The organism is Cecembia rubra, from assembly GCF_003014575.1.
Taxonomy (GTDB): domain Bacteria; phylum Bacteroidota; class Bacteroidia; order Cytophagales; family Cyclobacteriaceae; genus Cecembia_A; species Cecembia_A rubra.
The window spans coordinates 203,719-217,172 of sequence record NZ_PYGF01000005.1 but is presented as its reverse complement, the minus strand read 5'-3'; the positions used below and the strand labels follow the sequence as shown (position 1 = coordinate 217,172).

8 protein-coding genes are annotated in these 13,454 nt (G+C 38.5%); 5 read left to right on the top strand and 3 right to left on the bottom strand.

Going from position 1 to position 13,454, the window contains the following annotated elements; translation table 11 throughout:
- The first annotated feature begins 29 nt into the window (after positions 1-29).
- The 4 genes from CLV48_RS11075 (at position 30) to CLV48_RS11060 (ending at position 6,016) form a co-directional block, all read left to right on the top strand.
- Positions 30-1,256 (top strand): Glu/Leu/Phe/Val dehydrogenase dimerization domain-containing protein, encoded by a 1,227-nt coding sequence (locus CLV48_RS11075; protein WP_106567344.1) that lies wholly within the window; start codon positions 30-32, stop codon positions 1,254-1,256.
- 193 nt (positions 1,257-1,449) lie between these two features.
- Positions 1,450-2,952, top strand: coding sequence for a sodium:proton antiporter (locus CLV48_RS11070; RefSeq protein WP_106567343.1), 1,503 nt, complete (start codon positions 1,450-1,452; stop codon positions 2,950-2,952).
- Positions 2,953-3,151: 199 nt separating this feature from the next.
- On the top strand, positions 3,152-5,287 hold the full coding sequence (locus CLV48_RS11065) for a prolyl oligopeptidase family serine peptidase (protein ID WP_106567342.1): 2,136 nt from the start codon (positions 3,152-3,154) through the stop codon (positions 5,285-5,287).
- Between the two features lie 303 nt (positions 5,288-5,590).
- On the top strand, positions 5,591-6,016 hold the full coding sequence (locus CLV48_RS11060; RefSeq protein WP_106567341.1) for a nuclear transport factor 2 family protein: 426 nt from the start codon (positions 5,591-5,593) through the stop codon (positions 6,014-6,016).
- A 401-nt stretch (positions 6,017-6,417) separates the two neighbouring features.
- Here CLV48_RS11060 and CLV48_RS11050 read toward each other — a convergent pair whose 3' ends face one another.
- Together CLV48_RS11050 and CLV48_RS11045 are read right to left on the bottom strand one after the other, a co-directional pair.
- Complete coding sequence (locus CLV48_RS11050; RefSeq protein WP_106567339.1) at positions 6,418-8,088, bottom strand: fibronectin type III domain-containing protein; 1,671 nt, start codon at positions 8,086-8,088, stop codon at positions 6,418-6,420.
- Positions 8,089-8,411: 323 nt separating this feature from the next.
- Positions 8,412-10,151, bottom strand: a complete 1,740-nt coding sequence (locus CLV48_RS11045) for a hypothetical protein (protein WP_106567338.1) — start codon at positions 10,149-10,151, stop codon at positions 8,412-8,414.
- Between the two features lie 345 nt (positions 10,152-10,496).
- On the opposite strand from CLV48_RS11045, the gene CLV48_RS11040 reads away from it, so the two are divergent.
- Positions 10,497-11,591, top strand: a complete 1,095-nt coding sequence (locus CLV48_RS11040) for a T9SS type A sorting domain-containing protein (protein WP_211299930.1) — start codon at positions 10,497-10,499, stop codon at positions 11,589-11,591.
- A gap of 5 nt (positions 11,592-11,596) precedes the next feature.
- Here the strand turns inward: CLV48_RS11040 and CLV48_RS11035 are convergent, their stop codons facing one another.
- Complete coding sequence (locus CLV48_RS11035) at positions 11,597-13,108, bottom strand: translocation/assembly module TamB domain-containing protein (protein ID WP_106567337.1); 1,512 nt, start codon at positions 13,106-13,108, stop codon at positions 11,597-11,599.
- Positions 13,109-13,454 lie beyond the last annotated feature (346 nt).

The following is a 13,454-nucleotide window of genomic DNA, read 5'->3' as shown; positions in this document are numbered from 1 at the left end:
TTTTGCCCCCGTAAACCCAAATATTCAAGATGAAAGAGTTACTCAAAAAATTTGAGAACCAACAGCCTGAAATCGTATTTGAATGGAGCGACAGCGAATCAGAGGCAGAAGGCTGGGTGGTCATCAATTCCCTTAGAGGCGGAGCAGCCGGGGGAGGAACCCGAATGAGAAAAGGACTTGACAAAAGAGAAGTGGAATCTCTGGCCAAAACCATGGAGGTAAAATTTACCGTGTCAGGCCCTGCTATTGGTGGTGCCAAATCTGGAATCAATTTTGATCCTAATGATCCCAGAAAAGAGGAAGTCCTGAAAAGATGGTATAAATCAGTTATGCCGTTATTAAAGAATTACTACGGTACCGGCGGAGACCTCAATGTAGATGAAATCCACCAGGTCATTCCCATTACAGAATCTTATGGTCTTTGGCATCCACAGGAAGGGATTGTCAATGGGCATTTTAATGCTACAGAACCTCAAAAGATCAGAAAAATAGGACAGTTGAGGCAGGGGGTTTCCAAGGTATTGGAAGATCCTACATACACTCCAAACGGACCTAAAAAATATACTGTTGCGGATATGATAACAGGATATGGTGTGGCTGAAGCGGTGAGGCATTACTATGAAATCTGGGGAGGTCAGCTGAAAGGCAAACGTGCCATTATCCAAGGTTGGGGAAATGTTGGCGCAGCAGCAGCATGCTTCCTGGCAGTAGAAGGGGTAAAGATTGTAGGCATCATTGACCGGGAAGGTGGTCTTATCAATGAGGATGGATACAGCTTGGATGAAATAAGAGAGCTGTTTTTGAAAAGAGATGGCAATAAATTAGTGGCAGATAACCTGATCTCATTTGAGGAAATCAACGGAAAGATCTGGGACCTGCCTGCTGAGATTTTTATACCTGCGGCAGCATCCCGCTTGATCACCAAGGAGCAGGCAGAAAGAATGGTAAAAACAGGCTTAGAGGTAATTTCCTGTGGTGCAAATGTTCCATTCGCTGATCCTGAAATTTTCTTGGGACCTATCGGGCTTTGGACTGATGAAAAGGTTTCCGTTATTCCTGATTTCATTGCCAACTGTGGTATGGCAAGGGTTTTTGCATACCTTATGTCGGATGCAGCAGTAGTAACAGATGATGCCATTTTCAATGATGTCAGTCAGACCATTGCTAAAGCCATGAGAGTTACTTATGAAAAAAATCCGGGTAAAACCAAGATTGCCCAAGCATCTTTGGAAATTGCATTAAAACAGCTGATATAAAAATTAAACCAGTCATCAGCCGGGTTGGATGTTTATTAATTATTCAGCCCGGCTTATTTATTTTCTGTAGGCCTTTTCATTCAAAATAAGTAGTTTAGCGACAAGAAATTTGGAGTTTGTAAACTGGTTTTTATAAGTTTTCCAAGTTTTTTCTATCCAGAACTCTTGAAGAAAATTGCTTAATTTACACTGAATGAAGAATATATTAACCGTTTTCGTGTTACTATTTGGGATGTTGGTTTTTTCAGAATCTGCAAAAGTCAAGGCGCAGGTAGATACACAGACTGAAATTTTAGATTCCCAAGAGCAATCCGATCCAATTACCAGTGTAGCTGCCCATATCCATGATGAAGCACATGATCACCATGAAGCTGCACCCATATGGCTGGTCATTCCCTTCGTGGCACTTTTGTTGATGATTGCTACCGGGCCTTTATTCTATGAGCATTTTTGGCATCATAATTATCCCAAAATAGCAGTTGGACTGGCCATTGTCGTTGTCTTTTACTATCTCTTTGCACTACACAATGTACATGGTCCTGTTCATGCATTAGCTGAATATGTGCAGTTTATTGCGCTGTTAGCCTCCCTGTACATCGCTTCAGGAGGGATCTTAATTGAAATTGATAAGAAAGCCACACCAATGGCCAATGTAGCGCTTCTACTGGTTGGGGCAGCTGTTTCTAACTTAATTGGTACCACAGGTGCTTCTATGTTGCTAATCAGGCCATTTATCCGGCTGAACAAAGGCAATATTCAACCCTACCATATCATCTTCTTTATCTTTATGGTCAGTAATATTGGAGGATCTTTGACTCCAATTGGTGATCCCCCTTTGTTCCTTGGGTTCCTTAAGGGTGTTCCATTCTTCTGGACTTTGGAACATAATTGGCCGGCATGGATTTTAGCTTTAGCCATCCTGGCGATCATTTTCTATTTCATCGATAGGAAATTCGGCAAAGCAAATGAAGAAGAACTGGAAGAAGTGACTTACTCCAATAAGTTTGAACTGATCGGTACAAAAAATTTCCTTTGGCTTGGAGTGGTCATTGCTTCGGTTTTCCTAGATCCTAACGTGATTGACTGGGTGCCAGCCATCCACTATGATGGTCAAAAATTCTCCTTCATCAGGGAAATCATCATGCTCTCCGTTGCTTACTTCAGCTATAAATTCGCTGATCAAAAAGCCATAAAAGGAAATGAATTCAATTTTGAACCTATACGGGAAGTAGCATTCATCTTCATTGGTATTTTTGGGACCATGATGCCCGCCCTGGAATTAGTGGGAAATTTTGCCAAATCTCCCGAAGGAGCGCAATTGATTACCCACAATACCCTGTATTGGGGAACTGGCATTTTATCAGGCTTTTTGGACAATGCTCCTACCTACTTGAACTTCCTTGCTGCTGCAATGGCTTCCCAGGGAGCTGAAATCAGCAATATCGAAATGGTCAGGGATTTTGCCATGGACAATTACCTTGATTCTGCTTTTGAACTGATGGCCATTTCTATTGCAGCCGTATTCTTCGGGGCAATGACCTATATCGGCAATGGGCCAAACTTTATGGTGAAATCTATCGCAGAACAAAGCGGTATCAAAATGCCTTCCTTCTTTGGTTACATCATCCGCTTTTCCTTACCAATCCTTTTACCCGTATTGATCATTACTTGGTTGGTATTCTTCGCTTTTGTTTGATGAAGATATTATTCAAAATCAATAAAGCCCGGCCAAAAGCCGGGTTTTTTGATATAAATTGAATTTCAGATTACCTTAATTTCTGAATCGTTCTAAAACTAAAAATCCTAAACCCCACCTTTTCTTTTACCCAATTTGCCAACTTTTGGAATTCAGATTAAATTGGATCCGATTATATCCAAAACACATTAAACAAGACATGAACCCAAATAAAAATTTAAGTGTGCTGCTTGTGGCAGGTTTCCTTGCCGCCTGTGGGCAGGAACAAAATTTTCCGAAAATCAACGTGAATTATCCTGAATCAAAAAAAATCGATCATGTAGATGAATATTGGGGAGAGCAGGTAGCTGACCCATTCCGCTGGCTAGAGGATGATTATTCTGATGAGACTAAAGCTTGGGTAATTTCCCAGAATGAAGTGACCTTTGGCTATCTGGAACAAATCCCTTTTAGGGAAGCGCTCCGACAAAGGTTAGAAAAGGTCTGGAACTATGAAAGAATCTCCGCTCCCAATTCATATGGGGAGTATCAGTATTATTACAAAAACGATGGTTTGCAAAACCAATCTGTTCTGTACCGGAAAAAAGGTCCGGATGGTATTGAAGAGCTATTCTTTGACCCTAACAAGCTTTCGGCTGATGGTACAAGTTCTTTGGGTGGTGCTGCTTTCACCAAAGATGGGAGTCTCTTTGCCTATGCAGTCTCTGTAGCCGGTTCTGATTGGAGGGATATCTATGTGATGCAGACTAGCAACAAGGAATTGCTAGAAGACAAAATCCTTGATGCCAAATTCACAGGAATTGCCTGGAAAGGGAATGAAGGTTTTTTCTACAGTACTTATGAAAAACCAGGAGGATCAAAACTTTCTGCTTTTACCAATAACCATAAACTTTATTACCACCAACTTGGAACTGAGCAAAGTCAGGATGTTTTGGTATTTGGGGACGATAAGAACCCAAGAAGGTATGTTGGTGCTTCTGTAACAGAAGACGGCAAATACTTAATTATCACGGCAGCCAATAGCACAACTGGTAATGAATTGTTCATTCAGGACCTGAGTAGGCCGATGTCACCCATTGTTCCAATAGTGAGCAATATGGACAACACGCATTATGTGGTAGATCATCAGGATGGAGAACTTTACATTTTTACCAATCTCAATGCCCCGAATAACAAATTGGTAAAAACCAAAATTTCTGAATTGCCAAGCGAAAACTGGACTGACCTGATTCCCGAAACTGAAAATGTGCTCAGTGTTTCAACAGGAGGAGGAAAATTCTTTGCTTCTTACCTGAAAGATGCCATTACCGAAGTAAAACAATTTGATTATAAGGGCAAATTGGAAAGGGTAGTGGAACTTCCCGGAATAGGCACAGCCAGTGGTTTTTCTGCCAAAAATGAAGAAAAGGAAATTTATTTCAGTTTCACATCCTATACTACCCCTGGATCCATTTATAAATATGACATAACAAGTGGGCATGTTGATCTGTACAACAGCCCCAAAGTAGATTTCGATCCAAGCCTTTATGAAAGCAAGCAGGTCTTTTATACTTCCAAAGACGGGACCAAAGTACCTATGATTATTACACATAAAAAAGGCTTGAAGTTGAACAGGAAAAATCCTACCATACTTTATGGCTATGGAGGCTTTGGTGTGAGCTTGACCCCAACTTTCAGCATTGCCACCACCGTATGGTTGGAAAATGGCGGTGTTTATGCCGTTCCCAACCTCAGAGGAGGAGGTGAATATGGGGAGAACTGGCACTTGGCAGGTACTAAATTGAAGAAACAGAATGTATTTGATGACTTTATTGCGGCTGGAGAATATCTGATTAAAGAGGGATATACTTCTTCTGATTTCCTTGCGCTCAGGGGTGGATCTAATGGTGGCTTATTGGTAGGGGCTGTCATGACCCAAAGACCGGACCTTGCCAAAGTTGCATTCCCTGCTGTGGGAGTTTTGGATATGTTGCGCTATCATCAGTTTACTGCAGGAGCTGGATGGGCTTATGATTACGGCACTTCGGATGAGTCTGAGGAAATGTACCGCTATCTGAAAAGTTATTCTCCGTTACATAACCTGAAGTCAGGAACAGCCTTCCCCGCAACTTTGGTAACCACAGCAGACCATGATGACAGAGTTGTCCCTGCCCATTCCTTCAAATTTGCCGCTACCTTGCAAGAAGCACATGTAGGAGATCTTCCGGTGTTGATCCGTATTGAAACCAATGCTGGACATGGTGCAGGTAAACCTACTGCTATGCAGATCGCTGAGATTGCCGACATCTTTGCTTTTGGTCTGTACAATATGGGGCTGGGTTTTCCGAATAAATGATTGGTTTGATTGATTGAATTAAAGGCAATTAAATATGCGACCCCGATGGGGTCGCATATTTTTATCTGGCATTTTCTTCTATAAATTAGGTGATCCCAATGGGGTCATGCAGGATTCCTAAATAAGAATCTATTGAAGCAAATGGCAATACAACCAAACCCTCCAAGGGTTTCGAGCCCTTGGAGGGTTTTAAGTAAAAAAATAGAAGGACTTCTCGCTTTGCTCGAAGTGACAAGGAAAGGTCTTTTTGGTTAGCTGTCCTAGTTTGGTTAATTTGCTTACTGATAATGAGTCCATTTTGATATGAAAATAACATCCTTAATTCTTTTCTTTTGTCTGCTGTGTACCACTGGCTTTTCCCAAACCCTGGAGGAAGAAAAGGCTGCCATTGCCAAAACGGTTCATTTGTATTTTGAAGGAATGATAGAAAGGGACCGGGATAAACTCGATCAGGCATTTGATCCCTCGGCCAGGTTGATCGGGTATAGGGGGGATAAATTTACAGTAACACCATATGAGGAATGGGCCAGTGGAACAGCAAGGGGAGCAAAGAGGAATCCTGATGATTTCAAAAACCATCTGATTGAAATTGATATCAAAGGATATACTGCGGTGGCCAAGACAGAGCTTTTTTGGCAGGGGATATACTATTATGATTTTTTGACCCTGATCAAAATCGACGGAAACTGGAAGATTGTCCACAAAACCTGGTATGAGGAGAAGCGGTGATTCCTTGTACCATGTAGCAAGTATGGAAAATAGCCACTAAGGCTCCAAGACACTAAGGTTTAGTATGGAAAACTCAGTGCCCATAGCGGCAACCCTTGCGTCCTTTTCGGAAAATTGGTTTCAGGGTTTGGCCACAAAGACACCAGGGCACGGAGATGAACAGAAAATAAAACGCTGGGTCCTTTGTGGTAAAAAAATGGGTTCACGCAATGACCGCAATGGAAAAGCGCATTTAAAACTTACAAACACTTTTGTGCCCTTTTGTTCCTTTTCCCGATTTTCGGGACAGGTAGTGGTTCATTATAAATGGCCACAAAGACCCCAGACTCTAAGATTTAGTGAGTATAACGCAGCAATCTTAGCGAAAATCTTGAGGACTTTGCGATAAAAAAAGGAATAACTTATTGTTTCAAAACTTTAATATGCTCAACTTTTTGTCCCCATTGGATTTCGACCACAAAGACACCTTTGGGTATCCTGGTAATCATCTGGGATAGCTGTTCATTCATCTCGGATTCAGACCTGACAGCCATGGCCTGGGTTTGGGCTGAAGGATGGATCAACCGGAATGTGATAACTTCGTCATCGTATTGTTCACTGTCCAGCAAACTGATCCTTAACTTATTGTCACGGCTTGGGTTTGGATATGCTCGCCATACACCAGTAGTGAATTCAACTCCTATAGTCCGGACGGATAGGATTTTGGAATAGTGAAAATTGCCCATTAAATCCACCTGCTTGATTCGGTAGAGAATATTGGCACTGCCTAGAGGAAGTTTATCATCTTCAAAGAAATAGTCCAATAATATATTGCTCCATCCAGCGGCATTTACTTCCCCGATTTTTTCAAAATTTAGCCCTTGAAGCGACCTTTCAATTTCAAAGTGGGAGGATTCCCATTCTTTAGTGGTGGACCAGGTGATTTTGGTGCTGCGGGACTCATTTAGAAAATGAGCTTTAAGCTGTTCCATTTCAACAGGTAAAATTCTTGCAGCTATATCAAATTCATCAATTCTACAAGTCCCAGTTTCATTATCAATTGTAGTAAGTCTGTAAGTTCCAGGGGATAAGGATTCAATCTTTGATTCTTCGGAGTAAAATCCCGGGTAATCAAGTGATGACCAAAAATAGAAATAGTCCCCCTCTTTAAATGTTACATCTATAACTCCTGTTGGCCTATCTTCATCTGAATCAATACTTGTTACATTCAAAATAACATCTTCGAAATTGAGAGAAGAAGGAACTGTTACTACATTGACAATAGCAGATCCTGAAATAGAACCTTGGGTAACAGTCAAAGTTGCAGTAACTTGACTACCTTCATTTAAATTCCAGACTGTTGGATTAAAACTTGTGGAAGTTTGTGTTGTTCCATTTGGCAACTGAAAACTCCAAGAAACATTGTAGCCAAGTGTCGGATTACCTCCAAAAAGAGAAGTTATCACAAATGAAACATTTGTTTGATTTAAATCTTCTTGAAAACATGCGAACACTGGTCCAAATGAGTAGGCCAAAGTTCCTACCTCAATTGGGATTGAAGGCTGGTTCAAACACTGAGCTGCTGGATAATTTTGGCACCTATAACTGTCCCTTAGGTTATTATTGTTGTTGTTAGTCCATGCCACCATGGGATTGTTCAATTCATAATATTCATTATTACAATCCACAGTAAAACCAGCCGGCAATGGTACTGTTATAATGCAAGTTCCTGTAGAACACGGTGGAACAGTGCCCACAAAATGATTCATGTAATATTCATTGATTACATTATTAGAAACTCTGTCTTTTTTTAGAATATCAGCAATTAACCTGAAATTATGGATACTACTATTGGCATTAGAAGTGTAAAGAATAGATATGAAATAAGGACCACTAGTGGCACAAACATCATTAGGGCTACCAGAACTATTACTAAAATAAACATTTAGTATAGAATAGTTATTTGCATTTCCTTTACAATTTACGCATGTACCATCCCTCAGGTCCGGTTTATTTGGATCAATCGCCAAAACCTTAAACCCCATCCCAAGGGTCAAAACTGAAAATAGAATAAACTTAAAAATAGAATTCATTTTAATACAATCTTTTATGTATTACAAACATACTTTTTTGTTTTTTATAAAACAAACAAAATCAAGTTTTTATGATTTTTTTGTATTTCATATGTATTTTTTTGCTTTTAAAATCTTTTTTTGAATCAAAAAGATAGATTCTAACTGCAATCAAAATTGATAAAATAACCCAATGGAAAAATTTCAACCTATTTGGGGATTTTGAATTTGAATCAATAGCCTAACTGCAAAAGGTTATTTAAAATTATTGGTATGACAGGTGCTAAATATCATAAAAAAACCACTGCCCTTTAAGGCAGTGGAAAAACACTCATGAAAAAAAATTACTGCTTCAACACCTTAATATGTTCAATTTTTTGGCCCCATTGTATTTCTACCACAAAGACCCCTTTTGGGATTTTCAGCAACATTTGGGAAAGCATCTCATTCATGTCAGATTCAGATGCTAGAGTGATGGGTCTGGTCTGGGAGGTAGGATGTATCAACCTAAGAGTAAGCGGTTCTTGACTATACTGATTAGCATCTAGTAAACTGATCCGCAGTTCATTACCATCTGTAGGATTGGGAAAGGCCCGCCAAACGCCTTGAGTAAATTCTATGCCTGGAACCCTCACTGCTAGCACTTCTGAATAATGGTAATCCCCATTGAAATCTACTTGTTTGAGGCGATAGAGTAAGGTTCCCCCTGTAAGAGGTAGAATTTTGTCTTCAAAAACATATTCCGTTAATTGATCACTCCAGCCAGTAGCTTTAACCTCCCCACTTTTTTCAAAGGAGGCTCCATTTACAGCTCTTTCAATCTCAAAGTGGGAAGACTCCCATTCCTTAGCCGTGGACCAAGAAAAACTAACCGTCCTTGATGAATTTATAAAATCAATCGAAATGTCCTTATATATAATTGGCAGCATCTGAAAGGTAATAGGAAATTCAAATAATCTACAAACGCCTGTTACTTGATCGATCATTGTCAGATTATATATCCCTTCAGTCAAACCTGTCAAATTTTGTGGATCATCTGGATTTAAACTATTCCCATCATCATCTGTCCAAAAGAATAAAAAATCACCAATATCTGGGTCAATTGTATCAATTATTATTGACCCATTTGGTTCAAGACTAATATTTTGATCATTATCTGTTAATGAATGTCCAATTTCAAACAATTCAGGGACAGTTATATTCGAAGGGATAGTAAATAGACTATCAGATGGTTGATTATTAATTAATAAATTTGGTTTTATTACATCATTAGGCGATAGATTTTCTATAGTATAAGAAAATCCGCCATTTGAATTAACTACTAAGGGATTTCCATTAACTTCAAAACTCCAATTTATAGTGGCTGGCCTTGCCCCGCCCGCTAATGTGGTTACAAAGAAAGTAACGTCAAAATTGGTTTCTTGCTCATTTATGCAATCAAAAACAAAATCAAAATCATAAATAAATCCTTGTACTCCAATTGGTATTATAACAAGAGGCGGGTTACTGCATAACCCAGGAGCATATCCACCACACTCACCGTTTTGATTTAAGTTGGCATTTGCTGTCCAAAATGCTCGTGCATTAAAAAGCTCTAGAACTTGGTTACTACAATTAAATGTTTGATTATCGAGCTCTAATTTAATTGTGACTGAATTTTGTTGACCAGGCCCGGTACTTTGCACAACCCCGATAAAATACTCTCTATTCAAACTATCAATCCTTACACCTGCAGTATTATTTACAAATAAATCAAATAATAACTTCAAATTATTTAGCTCTTGTCTAGAAGTATAATTTAGAGTAATCCAGAACTCAGGTAAAGGTTGAGATGAATTGCACTGTTGTGCTGTCAATCTCACACCCAAAGAATCACTTAAATAGGCTTCTTGGATTACAAAATTATTCCTTTGATTATTTGCTGGACTACACTCTTCACAATTAACCCCTCCCCCTGAATTACCGCCTCCACCTCCCGAATTACCACCACCTCCTCCTGAACTCTGTCCATACCCCTCCATCACCAAACCAAAGAACAGTATGGAGACAATAATCCCATAATATACAGTACCAAAAAACTTCATTTTACTTAGGGCCTATCAATAATAAATTACTGAATTACAAATATATAATTTTGCACTTGGCAAACACCATATAAATTGAAAAAAATATGTTTTTTGCTTTTCAAATATTTTTATATGTTGTTCCTGTTCTTTTTTTAACGCTTTATATTATTACATTAAAACTCACGTTAACACTACATTTCAAAAAATAAATCAATATTTCCTTAGAATAAATATATAAATCATTTTCCTAAATGCAACATACATTTTTTTAGACACTAAATCAGAATATTTTATAAGTTTTAAATATTTTTGCAAAATTTTATTCTATTTCATACCTTAGCATTTCAAATAGGCCCTAGTAATATGCTTTTTACAGAAAAAAAAAGGTTTGTAGCAATTGCTATATCCATACTACTGGTATCCCTATTTTTTTGCTTTAAAGTAAATGCACAGTGCAGTCAGAATAATTTTGCTGTACCTGAAATTTATTTTTTAGATGACTCAGGTCAACCTATTGACCCAACCCTTCAAACAATAGGCAGTAGGGTACAAGGTAGAATTTATGCTCGCTTTAGTGGTAGCGCAAACAACGCTTTTTTCCCTTTACATTTTGCCTATACCGAAGAAGTTGGAGGAGTATCTTCACCTACAACATCCACCTATTGCGTCATGAATTCAACAGGTACTTCATCCAATCAAATTCCAAAAAATGAATTGGTCTACCTTTTTGACTACGAAATAACCTGGGGAAGCGAAACTTTTTTTAAAAATATCTATATGACTTGGAGAACCAATGACGGACGTACTGCTTGCAGAACATCTGATGCAAGTGGACAGTGTTATTCTTCACCTGAAGGCCTCAAAATAAGTGTGGAGTTCAGTCAGCTACCAGTGGTCTGGGCAGATGTAAGCGCCACCATAAATAATAAAAACCAGATGGTTTACTTAGGTTGGTCAACAGTGAAAGAATGGGAATCTTCACACTTTGAAATCGAAAGGTCAATAGATGATATTGAAAATTTTACAAAAATCGGATCCGTAAGCAGCGTAGGCTGGAGTGAGGGTCTCAGCACTTATGAATTTTGGGACGAAAAACCCCCATTACATGCCAAAAGATTCTATTATAGAGTTCGGCAAATTGATTTTGATGGAACTACCGACTACAGTAAAACAATTCTCGTTAATAATCCATTTCCCATACCAGTTGCAAAAAATTGGCAGGTTTTCCCGAATCCTTTACAGAGTGAATCTTTGCAACTCAAATTCAATGGCAAAAACCTACCTGAAGAAATCATTATCAGGATTTATAATTTCAACCACTCCAAAAGTTATAGGATTGAACCTGCTTTTGGAAATATAGCAATTGGCCATTTGATAGAGGATTTTCCCAAAGGAGTCCTAATAATTGAAGTCGTTACAAAGGTAAAGGTTGAAACACACAAAATTCTGAAAAAGTAGCTACATTAATTCTTTAGGATTTTAATATATTCCCTCTTATTGTCCCATGTAATTTCCAACATATATAGGCCTAAAGGACTTTTTTGAATAACTGCATGCAATTTTGAAGATACATCTTGAACTGAAGGTCCGGTGAAAATCAAGCTTTCTGAGGAAGGATTGACTAACCTAATAACCAATTCTTCACCAGCATATTGCTTGGCATCAAGCAAATCAATTTGAAATTGATCTCCTTTGGTAGGGTTAGGAAATGCCCTCCAAACTCCAGAAATATTGCCTGTAGATTCTGCGCGTATACCAATTACTTTTGAATAATTCACTTTACCTTCAAAACTTACCTGTTTTAACCGGTACAATACATTACCTCCCCTTAATGGAATACTTAAATCTTCAAATCTATAATGTGTTTGTTGCTCTTTCCACCCCATTCCAAGGACTTCTCCGATTTTATGAAAGGAATTTACTCCACTTAATGACCTTTCAATCTCAAAATGACTATTGCCTGTTTCAACTGAAGTACCCCATTCTAAAACCGCAGTCCTTTTATCTTTGATAAATTTCCCTTCAAAATAAAGCCACGAAACAGGCATGATTGTGATATTGCACAAAACAGGATCATCCAACACCGCATAAACAGCATCATCATCAATCTTTGAAATCTGGGAAGGGTCAGGTCTCATTCCACAAACATACACTTCTCCCTGGGTGGTAATATTGACATTTGCACCTCCATTTATCAAAAAGTCAGAGTATATGGTCAAAGATGCAGTTTCCGTTACATTTAGATTTCCACCTTTTACTTCCACGTTTCCCTCAACTATTACTTCGCTCGCACCAGTGATATTTAAAGTGGCATTCCCCGCAACGGTAATCCCTCCGTTTATATCAGAAACATATACGGTAGCACCTCCTGAAGTAGTTATATTATTAGTAGCACCTGCGACATCTATGCTTCCCGTTTCAAAATTTCCAGCTACAATAATATCCGAGCGATTCCCCCTCATCTTTGTTTCCCCCAAAACCGTCAAAGATCCACCAGCCCTTACATCAATGGTGACCTGGTTGCCATTTAAATCCAATTCATTGAAAATTGCTTCCGCCCCATTATGAATGATAAGATCAAAATCATTTTTTACTTCAACAACCTGGGCGGTCAATACTCCTGCAAATACATTGAATCTTGTGGCGCCTTGATTGGAAGATGTCAGATTTCCGTTAATGGTCAGAGAAGCATTCATGTTAAGTGTAAACCCACTTCCTGTAGCCATATTCCCATTAATAGTCCTAGGATGATTAAGGTTAACAGTCACCGGACAGTTGTTGGCTAGCCCTACGTAAGGTGGCACACTGGGAACAGTTGTATTTCCAGGGCAGGAGCCGGACCTACTCCAACACTGAGGATCAGACCACAAACCTGAAGCACATGGCTGACTAGTATATACAACTTGAGCCATTGCCTGGACCGAGCAAACAATTAAAAGAAAACAAGTCAGAAAAATATCTGAAATTTTTACCATAAAAGATAAATATTTTAACAATAAGCGATCAATGCAAGGAGAATCCTTTTAAAATGGATTTGAATATTTGACTTGATTAAAAGAACATAATTACTGGGTGAATAAAATGAACAAGTCAAAATTTAAACCATAAAGCGAATGAAAATTGGAATTTTTTAAAGTATTAACCAAAAATTACAAATGATATTTTTACCTATTGGGATACAAACCATTTTATAAAAAAAATAATGCAATTTTCCAGTTATGAAAATTTAGATAAAATATATCATTATCCAAATTTATATGTAAACCACCAAATTATATAGACTGATAAGTCTTTGAAAAAGGAAAAAACTTTTGGCCGGGA